We start from the raw sequence: 21,819 nt of genomic DNA, 5'->3' as shown, positions 1-21,819 counted from the left end.
TTTGCCCCAAAGCATTGATATAAAGGTGTTATGGAATCCTTAGACCTTAAATAAACGATATTAAGAGGACGTAATCTTCATGAATAAATCAGAATTAATCGATGCAATTGCAGAGAAAGGGGGATTGTCTAAGACTGATGCAGGTAAAGCCTTAGATGCAACTATTGCTTCAATTACTGAAGCACTTAAATCTGGTGATACTGTTACACTTGTTGGTTTTGGTACATTTAACGTTAAAGAACGTGCGGCACGTACAGGTCGTAACCCGCAAACTGGTGCAGCTTTAGAAATTAAAGCAAGCAAAGTACCAAGCTTTAAAGCAGGTAAAGGTTTAAAAGATTCTGTAGCTTAATCTTTTTGAAAGCCTATCAACGCGCCCTATATGGCGCGTTTTTTATTAATAATGCCGATTTACAGTCTGAACGCATTCATTCAAAGCAGGTTTTCGGGTAAAATCGCCCACAAATAAAATATTGGAATACTTATGGAATCTTTTCGTAAAGTTATTAAAGGTTGGTTGGGCAAAGCTTTGCTCATTTTGTTTTTGACCCCTTTAGCACTTGTAGGTATTGAAGGATATTTTAGCGGTGGAAAATCTGAAGACACGGCAAAATTGGTCAATGGCCAAGAAATTTCTAAAAAAGAATTAGAATCGCTGAGCAAAACATTTAAAGAACAATACCTGGCTTATGCCAATGGCGACGAAACTTTACTGAATCAATCTTTTATCGAAAATAAGGCGATGGAGAGTCTGGTTGCTCGTACCTTATTATTACAACAAGCGGAAGAGTTGGGTATTTCTTTGAGTGATGCACAAATTGAACAAATGATTGCCCAGCAACCGAGCTTTCAGGAAAGCGGTAAGTTTTCTGAAGCCTTATATTCAAATTATTTACGTTCAGTGGGTATGACCAGTCAGGCTCTGATTGCAAACTTGCGTAAAGACCATGCCTTAAAAATGGTGACGTCAACATTTATGGATTATGCATTGGTGAGCAAGCTTGATATTCAACAAATTGCCAATTTGCAAACTGAACAACGCACCTTGCATCTTGCCAGCATTAAACTGGATGAATACAAGAAAAATATCAAAGTCACACCTCAAGATATTGCTGCTTACTACAACAAGCATCAAAATGCATTTAAGCAGGTAGCCAGTGTGGACGTTGATTATGTTGTGCTCACACCAGCCAATGTTGCACCAGCGAATACTCAAGTGACAGATGCTGAATTGCAGCAAGCTTATAGTGCATTTGTTGATGCACAAAAGAAAAATGCTCAGCCATTGGTAAAACATATTTTAATTACCGTAGATACCCGTTCAGATGCTGAAGCGAAAAAATTGGCCACTGAAGTCGCTGCGAAAATTAAAGCAGGTATGTCTTTTGCCCAAGCGGCGGCACAGTATTCAGATGATACTGAATCGAAGACCAAGGGTGGTGTGGTAGAAGCTTATGCCAAAGGTGTGTTTGGTGATGCATTCGATCTAACTGTTGCTTCTTTAAAACCAGCCCAAGTTTCAGCACCGGTTAAAACCCAGTATGGTTATCATTTAATTGAAACAGAAGCAGCCGCTTTGAAGTTACCTTCATTTGAAACTGAAAAACCACGCCTGTTAGCAGAGTTGCAAAAGAACAAAACTGCGAATTCATTTTCAGATGCTGTAAATAGCCTGAATGAGTTGGTTGTAGGTAGCGATGCGCTGGATGTGGTGGCTCAGGAAGTTAAGGGTGTGACAGTTCAATCTGTGAAAGGTATGACCCTCTCTACACAGCATCCTGTACTGAGTGATGCCAATGTCAAAGTTAAGCTGTTTAATGATGATGTGAAAAATGGTGATCGCAATGCTTCTAGCAGCATTCAAATGGCAAATGGTAATACCGTTTGGGTGAAAGTGCGTAACTATCATGCAGCTGGAGTACAGACTTTGGCTGAAGCAACGCCACGTGTAAAAGCCAAACTGATTGAACAAAAAGCAGTTGATGCAGCTAAAGCGAAAATCCAGACAGCATTGAATAACTTTAAATCGCAACCGGCTGCTAGCGCTTTGGCACAAAGTCAGATTGCTTTTGAAAGTGCCGGTGTATTTACGCGTTCACAAGGTCTAAAACGTGAGATTGAACGTGCGGCATTCAGTGTTCCTACACCGAAAGCAGGAATGTGGTCGGTCACCACAGCTGCATTGCCTAATGAATTGGTGGTAGTGGCTGTGTCAAATGTGAATAAGGCTACTTCGAATGCATTAACCAATGGACAATTGGGTGAATTGTCCAAGCTGTATCAGCAGCTTCGCGGTCAGCAGGAACTGGATGATTACACGCAATATCTAAAATCACATGCGAAGATTAAGTAATCTTAAGTGAAATAAAAAAACCTGCATGAACGCAGGTTTTTTTATGGCTGAATTTAAAGTTATTCAGCACGGATTTTTAGTTCATAGCCTGAATATTTGCGGATATTAATGACACCGGTATCCAAGATTAGATATTGTCCTTTAATGCCCAGTAATTTGCCACGAATAATCGGTGTTTTATCCAGATTGTGCGACTTGATTTTTTCAGGATATTGCTCGACTGGATAGACAAACTCGCGTGGCAGCTCATCTTCCATGACTTCAATCGTTTCATTGAACTCGAGGTTCTGATTAAATTCATCACGAATGGTCTGAATTTTCGGTGCAAATTCTTCCAGTAGCTGTTCACGTACCTCAATTAAATTGAGCGGTTCAGCTTCGCCTTTTAGCAGTTTACGCCAATCGGTTTTGTCCGCCACCTGTGTTCCAAACATAATTTCCAGTTGGCCTGAGAGACGGCGCGAACCCACTTTCATAATGGGTAATGCCTGTGTTGCCCCCTGATCCAGCCAGCGTGTTGGCATTTGTCCAAGACGGGTAATGCCGACTTTTAATGCGCTTGAATTGGCCAGATAAACAATATGGGGCTGGAAACAGACCTCTTTGGCAAAGCTGTCTTCACGGCAAGTCCCGAGGTGATAATGACAGGTTTCCGGTTTCATAATACACATGTCACAAGACGCTTTGGTTTTGAAACATTTAAAGCAATGACCCTGCGAAAAGGATTTGCTGGTTTTGCTACCACAAGATACACAATAGATATTACCGGTCCATTCAATCTCAATTTCTTGGCCTAAATTGAATGGTAGATCAACTTCTGAACGATCTAGAATAAATTTATATTCAACATTTGCCTTGTGTGTATGTTGATCAGTTACACTAAGGTCCTTAAGACCTGCATGCATTTTATGGCAAATGCCTTGTAGTTCCATACAAAATACTCTCTTCAATAATAAGGATGCAGTTATGGCTGAACAAAATGTCATCACTTCAATGCTAGACGATTTATCCAACGAACAGCCTATCCAAACTGCATTATGTATTGGTCAAAATCTTGCGCAATACGACAATAATCAATCAATTCAATGGCACTATTTTAACGTAACTGAGTTTTTAAATCTGCCTTTTACCCGGCGATATGATCTGGGTTTTGTAGTGATGGATTCACAAGAGCTGGCGGTACTTTCTGATGTGCAGAAGTCTCAGCTGTTAGTGAGATTGCGAGACCTGATGGCAAAACGAATTGTTGTGGTGAGCCGGTTGCAAGATGAAAAATTATTGCGCGCTTTGGGCTTTACCCAGCTCATTGATAAAACCCGTCATGACAGTGATTTTGCATTGTGGCAATTCAATATTTTAACGTATAAGCATGTGCCTGACTGGTTTAACTCCAAATTCTGGGCAAATCCTGAAAACTGGAATAAATTTCGCTGGTAATGTATGGACTTTGATTCTTGCAAATCTTAACAGCAGGAGGAGAGAGTTAGTCGCTATGAGCGAATTCTAATGATTTAATGTCCAATTTGACGCTAGGGTAAGCCAAGATTATTGTGAATTTTCCATGTTAAATAAATTATTGGATTTGGAAATTTTTTTAGCAATATAGTGGGACTTCTTTAGACGGATTAAAATAATCTGCGATTGGAATTCCAGTTCGCCAAATTCAGGCTCGACCTGGACATAATGTAATTGACCAAAACTGTCTCGTACCCGTGCTTGTGCGGAAAATCCCGGACGTGCATTGCCACTGGAAATGGTCGCCAAACGTCCCAGCAGACTGACCTGTTGTTTAGTAAGCGTTGGCTTGATGACCTGGTCAAGACAATGAATCATAAATACAGTGAAAAACACCGCAATGATCAGTGCCGGGATCATCAGATAATAAGCAGGCAAGAATGCCTTCTGCTGTGCAAATACACAAAGTTGCAGAAAATAGCCTGCGAAACTGAAGTTCATCAGTAAAAACACCACAATCAGTGTTTTGGAGAATTTGACATTGAGTAGAGGGGAGTCGGTAAGTTTCTTTGGATAAAGGGTTTTTAGAAACTCAGTCGGACGAATATTAAAGTAATAGCCAATGGTTTCTGCCATGCTGAGTAAAATTAAAGCCAGTAAACTTAAATGAAACGGGATTAAGTTATAGTTTTGTAGAAACTCTAGCATGGCAAATTCCATAAGTTTTATTCTTCTTTCAGGTAAATTCCACCATCAGAATGCACATTAATCTTTACTTTTTCAAGTGATTGCCCTAAGCAGGGACCAGAAATACATTCACCGGTTTCAACCAGAAACAGGGCTCCATGAGTGGAGCATTCAATATATTCCTGATCACGGTCTAAAAACTGGTTTTCCAGAAATTCCAGTTCGACCTGTAAGTGAGGGCAGAGATTCTGATAGGCATAGAATGAACCATCACGCTGGGTAATGAAAATCGTGTCACCATTTGGCGTTTCGTATGAACGTGCTTCACGTTCAGGAATCTCTTCCATCATGGCAATTTTAATCATTATGCACATTCCTTGTGGAAGTTATTTAATAATTCTGCATAACTTTCTACACTCAGGCGTGGTCCAAATTGTGAAACCACTTCACTTGAAATCAAGATTGATAATTCAGCAGCCACTTTAAGGTTTAAACCTGCATTGAGTGCATACAGAAACGCACCTGCAAAGGCATCACCGGCGCCATTGGCATCTACCGCGGTTACCTTGCGGCCGGGAACTTTCAGGATTTGCTCAGAATCGGAAATCAAAGCACCTTCAGCTGATAATGTAATGACAGTGTATTTGCTTTTTAATTGCAATTTAGCCAAAGCTGCTTCAATTGAATCAGTTTCCGTATACATTAAAGCTTCATGATAATTACAAAGCAATAAATCGACACCATCATCCAAAAGTTCATCCAGCCCTTGACGTGCATATTGCACCATTGCTGGATCAGAAAGGGTCAAAGCAATTTTTACCCCATGTGCTTTTGCAATTTCACGGGCTTGTTTAACCGCTTGTCTTGCAGTGTCGCTAGTGGATAAATAGCCTTCAATATACAGCCATTTTGCAGTTTTTAAGGGTTCAAAATTGATTTGTGCTTCACTCAGTTCAGCGGTAATACCAAGGTAAGTTTGCATGGTACGTTCAGAATCCGGACTCACCAGAACCATACATGTTCCGGTCACACCTTCACTGACGGATTGTTCTGCAGTTTGAATGCCGGCATCATTTAAGCCTTTCAGGTAAATCTGACCAAGTTCGTCGTTACCCACGCGGCAAGCATAAAAGGCTGTGCTGCCTAAAGCACTAAATGCAACGGTGGTATTTGCAGCAGATCCACCTGATGCTTGACCTTTGTATACTTGCGTTTCTTTTAAATTATTATATAAATTTGCTTGCGTTTCACCATCAGTCAACTGCATAGTGCCTTTTTGCAAATTTTGTTGAATCAGGAAATCGTCAGAGACTTTAAATTCTTGGTCGATTAATGCATTACCAATTGCAAAAAGATCAACAGTTGTCATGTCTTTCATTCACATTTAAATTAAAACGCTAAGTTTACACCAATGCTCATGATTGCTGTAGATTGATGAATAAAATTCAATATAGAGTCAATTTATTCGTTCAAAATACTATATAGGACAGAATAAGGAAGGTTAGATGAATATCACGATTGATAAAGCTGAGCAATTACCTGAACAAATCAAGGAATTAGCCAAGCAGGCACAGAAAGAAGGATTTCAGTTTGTTGATCGATTGATTGAAGAGTTCGAAAGTGGCAAGAACCGGTTTGATCAACCGGGTGAATTTCTGCTGTTGGGCTATGATGATGACAAGCTTGTGGCTTGTGGCGGTTTAAACCAGCAGTGGAATGAAAATGAAATTGATGCGCGTATTGGGCGGGTGCGTCGTTTTTATGTATTACCGAAATACCGCAAGCATGGTGTGGGCAAGCAACTGTTACAACAGCTGGAAAAAGAGGCACGTGCCAACTTTTCAGCATTGTGCCTGAATACAGATACTAAAAATGCAGCGCATTTCTATCAAAAGCAAAACTATGTGTTTGTAGAAAATCATCCTAACTATAGTTATTTCAAATATTTGATCTAGTTTTTATTTTCACTTGTGACACCGTTAAGTCCGTGTAGGTTTGATGGTGTCATAATGAAGTTATTTTTTAAATGCTATTCATTATTCAGATATCAGTCTAAATTGATAATTAAAAATTATTTCAACACAATCCCTTATTTATTGCATTCATCGCTTTGTTTTCCACTATTTTTTGAATACCTGTCTGACCCTCATCTTGAATTCACTTTTGATAAAGTTACATTAAAAAATTCCGAAATCTGATTGAAATATTCCGTGATTTAAAATGGACCAAAATGCTTGGAATTTGGTAACTGTACAAATCCAAATAGTGCAATATTCAGGTATAATCAAAACCATCTTATAAATATTTAAATGTTGGAGATCACATGACTGTAGATGTCACTGAAACCATTTCTCAAACTGTTCATCCTGCGTTTCAGTTGATACGTCAACACCATGTTGAAGCCCTAGATATTCGGGTGTCTGAATATAAGCATAAAGCCACTGGTGCTATACATTATCATCTGGCCAGTGATCTGGATGAAAATGTCTTTCTTGTTGCGTTTCGTACCCAGCCCATGGATTCAAAAGGTGAGGCGCATATTTTAGAACATACTGCGCTTTGTGGTTCGGAAAAATTTCCGGTCCGTGACCCATTCTTTCTGATGATTCGTCGTTCGCTCAATACCTTTATGAATGCGTTTACTTCAGCAGACTGGACCGCCTATCCTTTTGCCACGCAAAATAAAAAAGACTTCCAGAACCTGCTGGAAGTGTATCTGGATGCTGCTTTTGCTGCCAATTTAAACGAACTTGATTTTGCTCAGGAAGGTATTCGCATTGAGCTGGAAAATGGCGAACCGGTTTATAAAGGCGTGGTCTTTAATGAAATGAAAGGGGCAATGAGTTCTCCTTCAGATCAGCTTTATCATCAATTGGCGCATCATTTATTCCCGCATACTACCTATCATTACAATTCCGGTGGCGATCCTAAAAATATTCCGGATTTAACTTACCCTGAGTTGGTTGATTTCTATAAGTCACATTACCATCCAAGTAATGCGGTATTTATGACTTTTGGCAATGAATCGGCTTATTACTTGCAGGAACAATTTGAAACTTTAGCCTTGTCTAAATTTGAAAAAGGTCAAACCTTACATTCAACACCCGAAACCCGTTTAACTGCACCGCTTGAAGTCACAGAAAGTTATGCTGTAGATGCAGAAGACCTGAAGGATAAAACCTATCACGTGATTTCATGGCTGTTGCCGCAAGCCAGTGATATTAAATTACGCTTGGGGATGCGTCTGGTTGAAGGTATTTTGCTGGAAGATTCAGCTTCGCCATTACGTCATTATCTGGAAACCTGTGGTTATGCCCAGTCTACCGGTCCAATTATGGGTGTGGATGATTCCAACTTTGAAATGACCTTCTTTTGTGGCGTACAGGGTTCAAATCCTGAACATGCCCAGGAATTTAAAGACGGTGTGTTTAAGGTTCTTGAAGAAGTTGCTTCGAAACCGGTTGATGCCGAAATGGTGGATGCGATTTTGCATCAAATCGAATTACATCAGCGTGAAATCAATGGCGATGGCATGCCTTACGGTTTAAGCCTGATTTTAAACGGTTTAAGCAGCGTCATTCATCACAGCGATCCGATTCAGGTCTGGGATGTAGACACGGCGATTGAACAGGTCAAAAAAGAACTTAAAGACCCAATGTGGTTGTCCAACCTGATTAAAGAATATCTGCTGGATAATCCGCATCGTGTACAGATGACTTTGCTGCCGGATGCAACCAAGTCGGCAAGAGAAGCTGAAGCGGAAAAAGCGCGTCTGGCTGAAATTGGTGCCCAACTGACGGATGAGCAAAAAGCAGAAATTCTCAAGCAAACCGAAGCATTAAAAGTCCGTCAGGATACGCCGGATGATTTGAACCTATTACCGAAAGTCGGTCTGGAAGACGTTCCTGCGGACTTGCACATCGTACAAGGTCAATTGCGTGAAATTATCAGCAATAATTTAGACACGCCTTTGAATCTGTATCATGCCGGAACCAATGGCATTTACTATCAACAGGTGTTGGTAAAAATTCCAGATCAGGTGGTTCAGTCGCCATATTTCAATTTACTTTCAATTTTGCTGGGTGAAGTCGGTGCGGGTGAATACGACTATCTGGAACTGCAACAACTGCAAACTGCAGTGAGTGGTGGCGTGGGGATGGGGGCATCTCTACGTTCAAAATATGATGATAAAAACAAGATTAGCGCATGGCTTACGTTGACTACCAAATCGCTGGTGAATAATTTTGAAGCTATCCGCCTGTTGAAACTGGCATTTGAACAACTACGTTTTGATGAAAAAGACCGTATTATTGAATTATTGCAACAGCGTAAAACCCGTTGGAATTCACGTATTTCCGGTTCGGGTCATAGTTATGCCATGCAAATTGCCGGACGTAACCACAGTGCTTTAGCACAACGTGACTATCAAAATACCGGTCTGGGTGCGCTGAACTGGTTAGGTGATTTGGTAAGTAAAATTGAAAGCGATGAAGCTGCTTATGATGCATTAATTGCAGAATTAAAAGCCATTCATCGTTTACTTTTACAGGCACCAAAACAATTCTTGTTGGTGTGTGAAGAACATCAGTCCGATCGTTTGATTGAAGAAGTGCAAGACGTTTGGGACAAGTTAGCTGTTGATAAAACTCCGGTAGAATTAACTCAAATCATCACAGAAAATAGCAATCATGACGAAGCCTGGCTGATTCAAGCCAATGTTCAATTCTGTGCTGCTGCTTATGCTGCAGTAGAGGTTTCTCATCCAGATGCTGCACCTCTCATGGTATTGGCTGCTTATTTGCGTAATGGCTTCTTGCACAGTGCGATTCGTGAAAAAGGCGGGGCGTACGGCGGTGGAGCAAGCTACGATGGTAATGCCTGTTCGTTCCGTTTTTATAGCTATCGTGATCCACGTTTGGCAGAAACTTTTAAAGATTTTGATGCCAGTATTAACTGGTTGCTGAATAGTGAACACAAACCGCATCAACTTGAAGAAGCAATCTTGGGCTTAATTGCAAGCATGGATAAACCGGGTTCTCCTGCCGGGGAAGCCATTACTGCCTGCTATGCATTATTGCATGCACGTACACCTGCAGTGCGCAAGCAATTACGTGCACGTTTACTTGCTGTAACTCTTGATGATTTAAAACGGGTTGCAGAACAATATTTGGTTCAGCAAAAACCGGTGAAGGCTGTGGTTGCACCCGTAGCTAAGCGTGAAGCGCTGCTTGAACTTGGTTTTGATATTAAGCAAGTGAACTAAAGATATCATTTGAGGTAAAACCCTATGGCGTTCAAAACGCTTGAACGCACTACATTGCAACTGAGCATGATCATGCTCAGTTCTTTGTATGCGGCGAGTATTCATGCACAAAAACCAGAATCTCTCATTACACCCGCAAGTCCGGAAGCATGCGTGGCATTAGAGTCCAATGCGGATCGTCTGGCCTGTTATGACACTTTGTTCAAGGTGCCTGAAACAGAAAAAACGGCACTGGTGTCTGAACGTCAGGCAGCCAATCAAATTGCACCTGCACCGACTGAGCCAGAAACGATCAAAGAAAAAATCAGTCATGGGATGAGTAATGTCTTTGCAGTTGAGGGGCCAAAAATTGATCCCAATACGTCTTTGCTGGACAAGCGTTGGGAGCTGTCTTCTGAAAGTAAACTTGGAACCTGGAATATTCGTGCGCACCAACCGGTTTATCTGCTTCCAGGATTCTGGACTTCGGATAAAAACGAACGTCCTTTCAGTCCGAATGAAAATAACACGGTACAGGTGGGTGATGAGCAAAACCTGAAATCGATGGAAGCGAAATTCCAGTTGTCTTTAAAAACCAAAGCAGTTGAAAACCTGTTTGGTGATAATGGAGATATCTGGCTGGGTTATACCCAGTCATCACACTGGCAGGTTTATAATGCAGATGCCTCGCGTCCTTTTCGTGAAACCAACTATGAACCTGAAGCCAGTCTGGTATTTCGGACCAATTATGAAATTTTGGGCTTAAATGCACGTTTACTAGGCGTGACCTTTAACCATCAGTCCAATGGCCGTGCCGATCCTTTATCGCGTAGTTGGAACCGTATTATTTTTAATGTCGGTTTAGAACGCGACAACTTTGCATTGATGCTACGTCCTTGGTATCGCATTGAAGAAGATGCAAAAGATGATAACAACCCGGATATTAAAAACTATATTGGTCGTGGTGATTTAACTGCATTCTACCGCAAGAATGATCATGAATTTTCCCTGATGCTGCGTCACTCGCTAAAAGGTGGCGATGATGCGCATGGGGCTATGCAGTTTGATTGGGCATTCCCGATTAGCGGTAAATTGCGTGGTCATTTTCAATTGTTTGATGGCTATGGTGAAAGCCTGATTGATTATAACCATCGGGCCACTTATGTCGGTTTAGGTGTATCCTTAATGAATTGGTATTAAAATTTATCCATGAATGATAAAAAACCACTCTGTATGAGTGGTTTTTTATTGAATCGGGTTTAACCAATTTGAATATCTGCCGGTGGATGTTTTAAACGGCTTTTTTTCGGAGTGGCAATCAGGTAGGCCAGAGTCAGTGGCCCCAAACGACCCGCAAACATCAGTAAGATTAATGCAAACAGACTTGCAGGCTGTAATTCACTGGTAATGCCACGTGATAATCCTACCGTACAGGTGGCAGAAACTGCTTCGAAGAGTAAATCCAGGAAGTTTTTGCTGGGCTCCAGAATAAGAAGCGTAAATAATCCTAAAAATATCAGTATGGCGGTAATGGAAACCACGGCTAAGGCTTTAAATGAGGTGGTTTTAGAAACTGAGTGATTGAATACGGTTAATTCTTCCGAGCGTCGTAAAAAAGTGATCACACTTAAGACCACAATAATAAAAGTACCCACCTTGATACCGCCAGCCGTACTGAGTGAACCGCCACCAATAAACATCAGGATCATGGTGACTAAGGTGGAAGCATCGGTCATGTTTGCCATCTCCAGGCTGTTAAAACCGGATGAGCGCGGAACTGTGGCATGGAACCAGGCATTTAGGGCTTGATCACCCAGGCTCATATTCGCCAGGGTTAGGGGATTGTTGGCTTCCAGTGCCCAAATTACGATAAAGGCAAACAGGTTTAAACCTGCAATGGTAGAGAGTATTAATTTGCTATTGGCACTTAATTTTTTCCAGCGACGAGTGCGCTGGATATCCATCAGCACGACAAAGCCAATTCCACCAATAATATAGAGCATACTAATGGTAAAAGTAATAAAGTAATGGTCTGCAAAACTCATCAAACTATTGGGAAATAGGGAAAAACCGCCGTTATTAAAAGCCGAAACACTATAAAAAGCCGCGTAAAAAAAGGCGCGGGAAAAATCGTATTCTGGCATCCAGGCAATAGTTAAAATCAATGTGCCAATCGCTTCAAAAAACAGGGAATATAACAGCACCCCTTTAATGGTGAATGACACTTTAGCCAGGCTGGTTTGACCAATGGTTTCCTGCGCCATCATTTGCTGTTTGAGCCTGATATTGGAAGAAAGGCTCAGTGCAGCCAGTATGGCAAAGGTCATAAAACCCAGGCCGCCGCTTTGCAATAACAGCATAATGACGACCTTGCCAAAGGTGGTATAGGCGTCTCCGACATTGACTACAGACAGCCCGGTAATGGTCACGGCAGACGTTGAAGTAAACAGGGCATTGAGCCAGCTTAATTCACCATGATGTGAAATCGGGAGTTTGAGCAATAAAGTTCCGACAACGATAAAGCTCAAGAAACCCAGTGCCAGTAAACTGGGTGGGCTTAGATTGACCGTATTGGGATTTTTGTTTTGCGCTTGATTCATATTTTATTTAAACCGGACAGACAGTTTTCTTAATGGTTCAATTTCGCCTTCCACGACTAAGATATCACCTTCTTGCATAATTAAATTAGGATCAATGTTATATGAAACCTCTTTGCCGCGTTTGTGCAGAATCGTTTTAATTTCAGGAACATGACTCATAAGCTGATGAAAACGTTCGCCCTGCTGACTCTTTTTAATTTCAATTTTAACGATGAAATGATTGTCTTCTAAACCCATATAACGACTGACCATCGGGTAGCTTAATGACTGGGCAACCCGGTTACCCATATCTTCTTCAGGATGAATGATTTTATTCACGCCAAGATGGGTCAAAATCATGTGATGGGCTTGTGATTTGGCCTTAGCCCAAATTTTTTTAATCCCCATATTTTTTAGATGCAAAACACATAAGATGCTGGCTTCTATATCTTCGCCAATAGCCACCACCACGGCTTCACAGTTTTGAATATTCAGTTCTTTGAGTACATGTTCATCTGTGGCATCGGCAATGACTGCATGAGTCAGCTGATCAGAAAAGGTTTCTACATATTTTTTATTGCTGTCTATACCAATCACATCATGGTTTAACATGGCTAATTTGGTTGCGACTGTTGCACCAAAACTACCCAAACCAATCACTGCAAACTGTGCCATGTGTTTTTAATCCTAATTCGTTTTCAATTTTTACATCATATTTCAACGACTATGATGCCACTAAATTTTAGAGTTTGCGTGTTAAACTTTAGCTTAAGTATTGAATAACGTCATTCAACTGAATTCTAAACAGGGAATGATTAGCTCAAGATTATAAAACAGCCCATGTGCAGCTTTTGATTGATGTGATTTGTCTAACTATTTTTTTAATAACGAGAGTTAAATGCAAAAAAATAGCCTGTATTCATACAGGCTATTTCAAGTCATGCTAAAAAATTATTTCAAGAATCGTTGATAACCCAAATTGTTGGTAATTTCAGCATATGGATAAGTGATATTTTCCAATGTTTCAATTAAACCATCTGGATTTTGTTTCGCGTCGCTTGCTTCTAAGCCAACCAGTACACGACCTTCCGCCGCGCCGTGGTTGCGGTAGTGGAACAGGGTAATGTTGTGGGTAGGTCCTAAACGTTCCAGGAAAGTCAGTAATGCACCTGGACGTTCCGGGAACTCGACACGGAACAGACGTTCATTTTCAATGTCTGCGTGACCACCGACCAAATAACGAATATGCAGTTTTGCAACTTCATCATCAGACAAATCATCAACATCATATTGCGTCGTCAAGGTGTCATAAATGTCGTGACGTTCTTTTTCGCCACCTTTCAAGCTAATGCCGACAAATACTTGAGCAGCACTAGAAGAGCTGGCACGGTAGTTGAATTCCGTAATATTACGGCCTTGCAGGGCACGGCAGAAATTCAGGAATGAACCTTTTTCTTCTGGAATGGTCACGGCAAAAATGGCTTCTTTCCGTTCACCGAGCTCTGTACGTTCGGCAATATAGCGCAGACGGTCGAAGTTCATGTTGGCACCACAAACAATCGACACCATATTTTTATTTTCCAGACCATGTTCTGCCACATATTTCTTGATCCCGGCAAGTGCCATGGCACCGGAAGGTTCTACAATGCTGCGACATTCGTCATAGGTATCTTTAATTGCTGCACAGATCTCGTCTGTGTTCACCAGTACAACATCCGGTTCAACAATTGGACCCGAGTTGTCTGATTTTTGCAGGCGAATCACATCAAACGGTTTTTCACCAATTTGTGCAACCGCAGTACCGTCAGCAAATAAGCCTACAGAGGGTAGAATTACACGTTCATTGGCTTCAAAAGCCGCTTTTAAACATGCAGATTCATCATATTCCACCGGAATGACTTTGACATGCGGTGCAACATCGCCAAGGTAAGCGGCAACACCGGCAATTAAACCGCCACCGCCAACAGCAACAAATACATATTCCACATCACGCCATTGACGTAAAATTTCATTGGCAATAGTACCTTGACCGGCCATCACCAGTTCATCATCATAAGGCGGAATAAAGGTCATACCATCTTCGGTAGCACGTTGAATGGCATATTTGTTGGCAACATCGAAAGAATCGCCATGCAAGACTACCTCTCCACCCAAACGTTTTACTGCCTGAACTTTAATGTCAGGCGTGGTTTTCGGCATGACAATAATGGCGCGAATTCCCAGTTTTTTACCAGATAGGGCCACACCTTGTGCATGGTTACCTGCTGAAGCCGTAATAACGCCACGTTCCAACTGAGATTTCGGTAATTGACTAATACGGTTATAGGCACCGCGTAGTTTAAAGGAAAAGACAGGTTGTAAATCTTCGCGTTTAAAGCGAATGTTGTTGTTTAGCTTTTCACTAATTCGTGGCGCTGCTTCGAGTGGAGTTTCGATTGCAACGTCATACACCGTTGCTTGTAATATTTGTCGAACCAAACGAGACAGCATGTTAATTTTCCATCTAACAGTTTAAAATAGGTCTTTATTGTAACAAACCCCCGTACATTTGGGCTGTTAAATCAGCAACAAATGTCAAAAAATAGTTGAGCCAAGTTATGAGTCTGTATGCTACCCAAGATGAAAAGAAACAAGCTGCCGCAAAAGCTGCTTTAAAGCACTTGCCTAAAGGCGGGATTTTGGGTGTAGGTACAGGAAGTACTGTGAACTTCCTCATTGAATTATTGCCAGAATTGCAACTGGAAGCTGCGGTTGCCAGCTCTGAAGCAACAGCACAGCGCCTTAAAAAATTAGGTATTGAAGTGGTCGATATGAACTCTGTAGGCGGCTTGGATGCTTATGTCGATGGCGCGGACGAAATTGACCGTCATATGCATATGATCAAAGGCGGCGGTGCTGCATTGACTCGTGAAAAAATCGTGGCATCGATTGCAAAGAAATTTGTCTGTATCGTGGATGATTCGAAATGGGTAGAGCAATTGGGTCGTGATTTCCCGCTGCCTGTAGAAGTTATTCCAATGGCGCGTTCTGCGGTAGCACGTAAAATTGTAAGCTTGGGTGGCGATCCGGTTTATCGTGAAGGTGTAGTGACAGATAACGGCAATGTGATTTTAGATGTGCATAATTTGAATATCTTAAATGCGTTGGAACTTGAAAAAACCATTAACAACATTCCGGGTGTGGTGTGTAATGGTATTTTTGCTTTGAATAAAGCGGATATTGCTGTAGTTGCAACAGACAACGGTATTGAAGAGCGTACTGCGGTTTAATTAAACTTTCTAGAAAAATCCCTCTAAATCTCCATTTCTTAAAGGGAAACTTTAAAGCCCCTCTTTGTAAAAGAGGGGGTTTGGGGAGATTTTAAAAGAACAAAATGACCCTAAACGACCTACCTGAAATCCAGATTGTCCGTCATTCGCGAGCGAAGAATTTACGCTTACGTGTTGAACCGACTCAGATCCGTTTAACTGCGCCGGTACTTTGCAGCAAACGACAAATTCAAAATTTTATAGATCAGTCTGAGCAATGGCTCATTCAAACTTGGCAGAAACAGCAAGAAAAAATTGTTCAAATAGACAAAACTTTACCGAATGAATTACAGCTGTTTAATTTAGATCAGCCTTTACAGATCATTTATCAAAGCCAAAAGCATGGTTTTATTTTTGATGATGAAAATTTAAAACTTTTGATCAGTGATCGTCAGCCTGAACAATATTTAAAAGCGTTTGTAATCGCCTATGCAAAGCAGCATCTTCCGCTTTATTTGGGGGGTGTGAGCCAAGAAAGTAATTTGAGTTTTGGCAAATGTGCGATTCGGCAGCCTAAAACACGATGGGGAAGTTGTACATCGAAACATGACATTATGTTGAATAGTGCTCTGGTATTGTTTCCTAAAAATATCGTACGTTATGTTTGTGTGCATGAGTTGGCGCATACCCAGCATTTTGATCATAGTCCAAGATTTTGGGCGAAAGTTGCAAAGCATGATGCCAATTATCAGCAGCATCGCAAAATTTTAAAAACTAATCCAATGCTGTATTGGTGGTGCAATTAAACTAATTGGGTTGATATACAGCATCACTTAAACATTACTCGGGTCATATTTTTAAGACTGTTTTAAATAGATGATTTTGAATTTCTAAACTGCTGTGAGCTGTGAATAGCGGAATAGAGAAGAGTCTTTGAGAATTCATTTCAACATTTAGATAAAATTGAAGTTAAATATTTTTTATCATTCTTACTCGGAAAATAGCCTAAGCGAATTAAATATTTCATATCTGTAAATTCAGTTAAAATAAACTATAAAAATTAGAATTTTGCTTAAACTAAATTGGAATAAATTTGCGCTAAGTTTGCTGATTTTGTATGTGTACTCCAGCATTATTCCTCTATTATTTAATTTTTATGCTGAGCATTCTCTACCCCATTTTATTGGATCGTTTTATTTGTTATTGCACTGTTTTGGAGTATGGAAGAACCAGTTTCAAAATTCTAGCGACTACAGGAGTAATACTTGGGGTGACTGGGCTATCTACTATTAGAGATGTGATTGTATTCTTTGCTTTTCCGGGATTTTTATTTGCTGTCTACCTGTGTTGCCGAAGCTGGAAAGAGCTAAGTTCACAAACTGGAAACAGGACTGAGGAGCTAATCCAAAATTTATAAAAAAACATCAATCCTTTGAGAAATGGTTTAGAAAACCAAAACTTCCTGTCATACTACGCAGTTACGAAATGGACACTTTAGATTTGAGGTAGTGATCGTGATTACTGTTGGTATTGTCGGTGGTACAGGTTATACAGGCGTTGAATTGTTGCGTCTTTTACTACGACACCCAAATGTACAGGTTAATGTACTGACATCACGTACCGAAAAAGGTCGCCGTGTCGATGACATGTTCCCAAGCTTGCGCGGTCATACCGATCTTGAATATTCAGATTTAAACATTGATGAACTGAAAAAATGCGATGTGGTTTTCTTTGCAACCCCTCATGGTGTAGCAATGAAACATGCAGCAGAACTTGTTGCAGCAAATACTAAAGTCATCGACTTGGCGGCGGATTTCCGTTTGCAAGACTTGGAACAATTTGAAAAATGGTATGGTCTTGAACATGCCTGCCCAGATATTTTAAAAGATTCAGTTTACGGTTTGTCCGAACTGAATCGTGACAAAATTAAACAAGCCAATGTAGTGGGTAACCCTGGGTGTTATCCAACTACAGTTCAGTTAGGCTTGGCACCATTATTTAAACAAACTGAAGCATTGGTGAAACCGGAAAGTATTATTATTGATGCAAAATCCGGCGTATCTGGTGCAGGGCGTAAAGCCAGCCTAGGTATGATTTATTCTGAAAATGCCGATAACTTTAAGGCTTATGGCGTTGCAGGTCATCGTCATCATCCTGAAATTGTGGAAGCATTGGAAAATATTTCCGGTCTTAAAGATGTATTTAATCACATTTTATTTGTACCGCATTTAGTTCCTATGATCCGCGGTATGCTGAGTACCATGTATGTGGACTTAACTGATGCAGGTGATGCTACCGATTTGCAAAGCTTGTATGAACAATTCTATGCCAATGAACAGTTTGTAGATGTAATGCCACCTAACAGCTCACCTGAAACACGTTCGGTACGCGGTGCCAACCAGCTTCGAATTGCCTTGTATAAACCACAGCCTAAAAAACTGGTTGTGCTCTCTGTACAAGACAATTTGGTGAAAGGTGCGGCAGGACAGGCGGTACAAAATATGAACCTGATGTTTGGCTTTGCTGAGAATGCAGGTCTTGCAGGTATTGGCTTATTACCATAAAAAACGTTTTTCGACTTCACACACATTTGGATTTGGATTTAAATGTGTGTTTTGAATGAATCAAAATAAGAGATGACGATGCCGAATTCTGACTCAAATACTCCGTCACAACTGAATTTCCTCAGTAAAAAACCTTTTCTAAAGGGTAATTTACCGCTGGCAATTGGTGCGGCCATTCTTGTTCTGGGAAGTGGTTTGCTGGGCTATTCAGTTGGGCATCGGCAAGGTTTGACTGTGGTTGGCTATGAGGCGGATGCCGAACAGCTGGTCGAAGTAGTGCAAAAGCAAAAAGCCAGCCTGGAAATGCTGAATAAAAATTTGAATCTGGCAGTACAGGAGCGTGATGTTGCGGTCAGTAATTCAAATGATTTGTTTACTGCTTTGAATCAGGCACGTGAAGATAAAAGTCAGGCTGAAGGTTTGAGTGCAATTTACCGTGAAGTGTTGCGTCAGCGTGGTGGTTTAAGCCTGACCATACAAAATATCGGCATTAAACCCTTACCAGAAAATGCCTATGAATATCAACTTGATCTGGTTCAAATCAGTCCGAATAGACGGGGTGTTTCAGGAACTGTGGAGTTGCGTTTAATTCAGGGTACTGAAGTTTTGGTGGTTCCTATGGAAGACAAAAACTTTAACTTTGAAGATTATGAACGTTTAACCGGACGCTGGACCATGCCTAACGGCTTTACACCACAATTCATTGAGGTTCGTTTAACCGGAGCAACAAGTACACCGTTAATTAAGCGCTTTAGTTGGGGACGTGGTAAACCTATAGAGAGTCAATCGGCATTTATTTCTGAAATTCCTCAAGCAGAAGCAAATGCACAATAAATGTGAATTAAAAATCCTATGCGAATGAATAAGCGTCATTATTGTTTAAACACCATCAAAAATTCTTTTCATCAATCGGGATATGTCGACTGGCATATTAGTCCACGCTTAAGTAATGACTCGCAGGATGACGCTGAAGGGGATGTTGCAGTACAAACGGCTCCCCCTGAATTAAAGCGTCCCCCCTTATATGCTGTTGTTTTGATGAATGACGATTACACCCCTATGGATTTTGTAATTGAAATTTTACAACAATACTTTGCTTTGAATCTTGACCAAGCGACCCAAGTAATGCTAACTGTACATTATGAAGGGAAAGGTGTTGCAGGCGTTTATCCACGAGACATTGCGGAAACGAAAGCGAACCAAGTCAATAATTATGCTCGGTCTCAAGGTCATCCATTACTTTGTCAGATTGAGCCAAAAGATTAAGGGGATTACATGCTCAGTCGTCAATTAGAAGTATCATTACGTTTGGCTGTAAGCATGGCTCGTCAAAAGAGACATGAGTTTCTCACGGTTGAACATTTATTGTTGGCTTTACTTGATAATGACTCTGCAGTAAATGCGTTAAAAGCATGTGGTGCGGACATTATCGTTCTTCGCAAGGAACTGGAAGAATATGTTGAGCAACACACCCCTAAATTAAGCGAACATAGTGATCAGGCACCACATCCGACGGAAAGCTTTGATCGTATTCTGCAACGTGCGATTTTCCATGTGCAATCAAGTGGTGGAGATCGAACTGTTGAAGGTGCAGACATTCTTGTTGCGATGTATTCTGAACGTGATTCTTTTGCGGTTTACTTGCTTAAACGTCATCAAATTAATCGTTTAACATTAACTCAATATTTATCGCATGGTACACGTAAAGAAGACGTACAGGCTGAAGAGGAAGTGGAAGAGCTGGATGGAGAAACATCGAGTTCTTCAAATGCAGGCCCACTCGATCTATATACCACTAACTTGAATGCAGAAGCGCAAAAAGGTAAAACCGATCCTTTGATCGGGCGTGAAAAAGAAATTGAACGTGCAGCACAGATTTTATGTCGTCGCCGTAAAAACAATCCTTTGCTGGTTGGTGATCCGGGGGTTGGTAAAACCTCGATTGCAGAAGGACTGGCTTGGCTGATTGTTAATGGTAAAGCACCGAAGCCATTAGCCCATGCAGAAATATATAGTCTGGATATTGGAGCTCTGGTTGCAGGAACCAAGTACCGTGGTGACTTTGAAAAACGCTTGAAACAACTCTTGAATGCGTTGAAAAAGAAACCAGAAGCCGTGTTATTTATTGATGAAATTCACATGATTATTGGGGCTGGTTCAAGCATGGGCAGCACCATGGATGCATCAAACTTAATTAAACCGGCTTTATCGAATGGTTCGTTACGTTGTATTGGTTCAACCACGTTCCAAGAGTATCGCCAAGTCTTTGAAAAAGATCATGCCTTGTCACGTCGTTTTCAGAAAATTGATGTCAATGAACCTTCAATTTCGGAAACCATTGATATTTTACGTGGCTTGAAATCGAAGTTTGAAGATTTTCATCATGTCAAATATGATGATAAAGCGCTGGTTTCAGCGGTAGAGCTATCAGCCAAGTTTATTAATGACCGTTTCTTGCCAGACAAAGCAATTGATGTGATTGATGAGGCAGGGGCTCAACGCCGTTTGAAAGCTGAGCAAGATGATACGTTGATTACAGTTGAAAACATTGAAGATATCATCTCTAAGATTGCCCGTATTCCGCCGAAAACAGTATCGAAAGATGATAAAACGGTGCTTTCAAATCTGGAGCGTGATCTTAAACGTGTGGTCTTTGGTCAGGATGAAGCCATTGAAGCACTTGGTTCTGCAATTAAATTGTCGCGTGCTGGCTTGAAATCACCGGAGAAACCTGTGGGTAGCTTTGTGTTTGCAGGCCCAACCGGGGTAGGTAAAACCGAAGTCACCAAACAGTTGGCAAAATTACTGGGTGTGGAACTGGTCCGTTTCGATATGTCGGAATACATGGAACGTCATGCAGTTTCACGTTTAATTGGTGCACCTCCGGGTTATGTGGGGTTTGATCAGGGCGGTTTGCTGACCGATGCCATTCATAAAAATCCACATTGCGTATTGCTGTTGGATGAAATTGAAAAAGCGCATCCTGATGTGTTTAATTTATTATTGCAGATTATGGATCATGGCTCGTTAACAGATAATAATGGTCGCAAGTCAGATTTCCGTAATGTGATTCTGGTTCTTACCACCAATATTGGTGCAGAAAGTATTTCACGTGCCAGCATTGGTTTTAGAGAACAAGATAATAGTAATGACAATCAGGAAGCAATGAAACGCGCATTCTCTCCAGAATTCCGTAACCGTCTGGATGGAGTGATTCAATTCAAGGCATTGCCAACCACAATTATTGAAAATGTCGTGGATAAATTCCTGACTGAACTTCAGGCGCAGTTGGATGATAAAAAAGTCATTCTTGAAGTGGATCAAAGTGCACGTGAATGGATGGCCGAAAATGGCTATGACCGTTTGATGGGTGCTCGTCCAATGCAGCGTCTGATTCAGGAACACCTGAAAAAACCGCTTGCCGAGATGATTCTCTTTGGTGAATTGGCAGAACATGGCGGCAATGTTGCAGTTTCAGTGAAGAAAGAGAATGGCAAAGCAGTCGGTCTTAAACTGGAAGTGTTTGAAGATCAGACTGCGGAACCTGCGTAATTAAAAATAACTCCTTTGTACACGACAAAAAAAGATAACTCATTGAAATAATGGCATAATACTTGTTTTCTGACGACGAATATGATGACACATTTCAATGAGTTACATCTCATCTTAAACAAATATCTAAAGTGGAACA

At 41.0% G+C, this 21,819-nt stretch carries 19 protein-coding genes; 12 read left to right on the top strand and 7 right to left on the bottom strand.

Translation table 11 applies throughout. The annotated features are described in order from the left end of the window. The first annotated feature begins 79 nt into the window (after window positions 1-79). Both FTU91_RS07195 and FTU91_RS07190 read left to right on the top strand, forming a co-directional pair. Entirely contained in the window at window positions 80-352 is a 273-nt protein-coding gene (locus FTU91_RS07195; RefSeq protein ID WP_004651791.1) for an HU family DNA-binding protein, read from the top strand. Between the two features lie 132 nt (window positions 353-484). After that, complete coding sequence (locus tag FTU91_RS07190) at window positions 485-2,353, top strand: SurA N-terminal domain-containing protein (protein ID WP_180043331.1); 1,869 nt, start codon at window positions 485-487, stop codon at window positions 2,351-2,353. Window positions 2,354-2,412: 59 nt separating this feature from the next. Here FTU91_RS07190 and FTU91_RS07185 read toward each other — a convergent pair whose 3' ends face one another. Next, on the bottom strand, window positions 2,413-3,285 hold the full coding sequence (locus FTU91_RS07185) for a DUF2797 domain-containing protein (protein WP_180043329.1): 873 nt from the start codon (window positions 3,283-3,285) through the stop codon (window positions 2,413-2,415). Between the two features lie 34 nt (window positions 3,286-3,319). Here FTU91_RS07185 and FTU91_RS07180 point away from each other — a divergent pair, with 34 nt between their 5' ends. Then, window positions 3,320-3,790 carry a DUF6231 family protein gene (locus tag FTU91_RS07180; protein ID WP_180043327.1) on the top strand — a complete coding sequence of 157 codons (471 nt, stop codon included), beginning with the start codon at window positions 3,320-3,322 and terminating at the stop codon, window positions 3,788-3,790. A 108-nt stretch (window positions 3,791-3,898) separates the two neighbouring features. Here the strand turns inward: FTU91_RS07180 and FTU91_RS07175 are convergent, their stop codons facing one another. The 3 genes from FTU91_RS07175 to FTU91_RS07165 are packed head-to-tail and all read right to left on the bottom strand — an operon-like array spanning window position 3,899 to window position 5,864. Beyond that, window positions 3,899-4,516: an OB-fold-containig protein gene (locus tag FTU91_RS07175; protein ID WP_180081609.1), complete on the bottom strand. Its 618-nt coding sequence runs from the start codon at window positions 4,514-4,516 to the stop codon at window positions 3,899-3,901. Between the two features lie 17 nt (window positions 4,517-4,533). Then, window positions 4,534-4,845: a Rieske (2Fe-2S) protein gene (locus FTU91_RS07170; RefSeq protein ID WP_171521995.1), complete on the bottom strand. Its 312-nt coding sequence runs from the start codon at window positions 4,843-4,845 to the stop codon at window positions 4,534-4,536. 14 nt (window positions 4,846-4,859) lie between these two features. Beyond that, a complete protein-coding gene (locus FTU91_RS07165; protein ID WP_180043323.1) occupies window positions 4,860-5,864 on the bottom strand; it encodes an adenosine kinase in 1,005 nt (334 codons plus the stop codon). 136 nt (window positions 5,865-6,000) lie between these two features. On the opposite strand from FTU91_RS07165, the gene FTU91_RS07160 reads away from it, so the two are divergent. From FTU91_RS07160 to FTU91_RS07150, 3 genes are all read left to right on the top strand, one after another. Further along, window positions 6,001-6,450 (top strand): GNAT family N-acetyltransferase, encoded by a 450-nt coding sequence (locus FTU91_RS07160; protein WP_086196340.1) that lies wholly within the window; start codon window positions 6,001-6,003, stop codon window positions 6,448-6,450. A gap of 368 nt (window positions 6,451-6,818) precedes the next feature. After that, a complete protein-coding gene (locus tag FTU91_RS07155) occupies window positions 6,819-9,758 on the top strand; it encodes an insulinase family protein (RefSeq protein ID WP_180043321.1) in 2,940 nt (979 codons plus the stop codon). 24 nt (window positions 9,759-9,782) lie between these two features. Further along, entirely contained in the window at window positions 9,783-10,937 is a 1,155-nt protein-coding gene (locus tag FTU91_RS07150) for a phospholipase A (RefSeq protein WP_180043319.1), read from the top strand. A 59-nt stretch (window positions 10,938-10,996) separates the two neighbouring features. Here the strand turns inward: FTU91_RS07150 and FTU91_RS07145 are convergent, their stop codons facing one another. The 3 genes from FTU91_RS07145 to ilvA all read right to left on the bottom strand — a co-directional run bounded on the left by FTU91_RS07145 (window position 10,997) and on the right by ilvA (window position 14,806). After that, complete coding sequence (locus FTU91_RS07145; RefSeq protein ID WP_180043410.1) at window positions 10,997-12,337, bottom strand: TrkH family potassium uptake protein; 1,341 nt, start codon at window positions 12,335-12,337, stop codon at window positions 10,997-10,999. Window positions 12,338-12,340: 3 nt separating this feature from the next. After that, entirely contained in the window at window positions 12,341-12,991 is a 651-nt protein-coding gene (locus tag FTU91_RS07140) for a TrkA family potassium uptake protein (protein ID WP_180081607.1), read from the bottom strand. Window positions 12,992-13,267: 276 nt separating this feature from the next. Continuing rightward, window positions 13,268-14,806, bottom strand: a complete 1,539-nt coding sequence (gene ilvA / locus FTU91_RS07135; RefSeq protein WP_180081605.1) for a threonine ammonia-lyase, biosynthetic — start codon at window positions 14,804-14,806, stop codon at window positions 13,268-13,270. A 107-nt stretch (window positions 14,807-14,913) separates the two neighbouring features. On the opposite strand from ilvA, the gene rpiA reads away from it, so the two are divergent. From rpiA to clpA, 6 genes are all read left to right on the top strand, one after another. Beyond that, entirely contained in the window at window positions 14,914-15,585 is a 672-nt protein-coding gene (gene rpiA / locus FTU91_RS07130) for a ribose-5-phosphate isomerase RpiA (protein ID WP_166168347.1), read from the top strand. 104 nt (window positions 15,586-15,689) lie between these two features. Continuing rightward, a complete protein-coding gene (locus FTU91_RS07125; protein WP_180043414.1) occupies window positions 15,690-16,370 on the top strand; it encodes a M48 family metallopeptidase in 681 nt (226 codons plus the stop codon). 702 nt (window positions 16,371-17,072) lie between these two features. After that, entirely contained in the window at window positions 17,073-18,128 is a 1,056-nt protein-coding gene (gene argC / locus FTU91_RS07120; RefSeq protein WP_180081603.1) for an N-acetyl-gamma-glutamyl-phosphate reductase, read from the top strand. 78 nt (window positions 18,129-18,206) lie between these two features. Beyond that, on the top strand, window positions 18,207-18,962 hold the full coding sequence (locus FTU91_RS07115) for a DUF6776 family protein (RefSeq protein WP_086196331.1): 756 nt from the start codon (window positions 18,207-18,209) through the stop codon (window positions 18,960-18,962). A gap of 18 nt (window positions 18,963-18,980) precedes the next feature. Continuing rightward, window positions 18,981-19,394: an ATP-dependent Clp protease adapter ClpS gene (gene clpS, locus FTU91_RS07110; protein WP_180043417.1), complete on the top strand. Its 414-nt coding sequence runs from the start codon at window positions 18,981-18,983 to the stop codon at window positions 19,392-19,394. A gap of 9 nt (window positions 19,395-19,403) precedes the next feature. Beyond that, a complete protein-coding gene (clpA, locus tag FTU91_RS07105) occupies window positions 19,404-21,680 on the top strand; it encodes an ATP-dependent Clp protease ATP-binding subunit ClpA (protein ID WP_180043419.1) in 2,277 nt (758 codons plus the stop codon). The last annotated feature ends 139 nt before the right edge of the window (window positions 21,681-21,819 follow it).

Origin of the sequence: Acinetobacter sp. YH12201, from assembly GCF_013418145.1 — a bacterium.
GTDB lineage: Bacteria > Pseudomonadota > Gammaproteobacteria > Pseudomonadales > Moraxellaceae > Acinetobacter.
This window is presented reverse-complemented; position numbering and strand designations above follow the sequence as displayed.

What these genes read in the sequence shown, in the direction of transcription:
- FTU91_RS07140 (WP_180081607.1), bottom strand. Translation starts at nt 12,991, where the DNA reads ATGGCACAGTTTGCAGTGATTGGTTTGGGTAGTTTTGGTGCAACAGTC.
- FTU91_RS07165 (WP_180043323.1), bottom strand. Translation starts at nt 5,864, where the DNA reads ATGACAACTGTTGATCTTTTTGCAATTGGTAATGCATTAATCGACCAA.
- FTU91_RS07145 (WP_180043410.1), bottom strand. Translation starts at nt 12,337, where the DNA reads ATGAATCAAGCGCAAAACAAAAATCCCAATACGGTCAATCTAAGCCCA.
- FTU91_RS07115 (WP_086196331.1), top strand. Translation starts at nt 18,207, where the DNA reads ATGCCGAATTCTGACTCAAATACTCCGTCACAACTGAATTTCCTCAGT.
- FTU91_RS07125 (WP_180043414.1), top strand. Translation starts at nt 15,690, where the DNA reads ATGACCCTAAACGACCTACCTGAAATCCAGATTGTCCGTCATTCGCGA.
- FTU91_RS07175 (WP_180081609.1), bottom strand. Translation starts at nt 4,516, where the DNA reads ATGCTAGAGTTTCTACAAAACTATAACTTAATCCCGTTTCATTTAAGT.
- FTU91_RS07190 (WP_180043331.1), top strand. Translation starts at nt 485, where the DNA reads ATGGAATCTTTTCGTAAAGTTATTAAAGGTTGGTTGGGCAAAGCTTTG.
- ilvA (WP_180081605.1), bottom strand. Translation starts at nt 14,806, where the DNA reads ATGCTGTCTCGTTTGGTTCGACAAATATTACAAGCAACGGTGTATGAC.
- FTU91_RS07155 (WP_180043321.1), top strand. Translation starts at nt 6,819, where the DNA reads ATGACTGTAGATGTCACTGAAACCATTTCTCAAACTGTTCATCCTGCG.
- FTU91_RS07160 (WP_086196340.1), top strand. Translation starts at nt 6,001, where the DNA reads ATGAATATCACGATTGATAAAGCTGAGCAATTACCTGAACAAATCAAG.
- clpS (WP_180043417.1), top strand. Translation starts at nt 18,981, where the DNA reads ATGCGAATGAATAAGCGTCATTATTGTTTAAACACCATCAAAAATTCT.
- FTU91_RS07170 (WP_171521995.1), bottom strand. Translation starts at nt 4,845, where the DNA reads ATGATGGAAGAGATTCCTGAACGTGAAGCACGTTCATACGAAACGCCA.
- FTU91_RS07195 (WP_004651791.1), top strand. Translation starts at nt 80, where the DNA reads ATGAATAAATCAGAATTAATCGATGCAATTGCAGAGAAAGGGGGATTG.
- clpA (WP_180043419.1), top strand. Translation starts at nt 19,404, where the DNA reads ATGCTCAGTCGTCAATTAGAAGTATCATTACGTTTGGCTGTAAGCATG.
- rpiA (WP_166168347.1), top strand. Translation starts at nt 14,914, where the DNA reads ATGAGTCTGTATGCTACCCAAGATGAAAAGAAACAAGCTGCCGCAAAA.
- FTU91_RS07150 (WP_180043319.1), top strand. Translation starts at nt 9,783, where the DNA reads ATGGCGTTCAAAACGCTTGAACGCACTACATTGCAACTGAGCATGATC.
- FTU91_RS07180 (WP_180043327.1), top strand. Translation starts at nt 3,320, where the DNA reads ATGGCTGAACAAAATGTCATCACTTCAATGCTAGACGATTTATCCAAC.
- FTU91_RS07185 (WP_180043329.1), bottom strand. Translation starts at nt 3,285, where the DNA reads ATGGAACTACAAGGCATTTGCCATAAAATGCATGCAGGTCTTAAGGAC.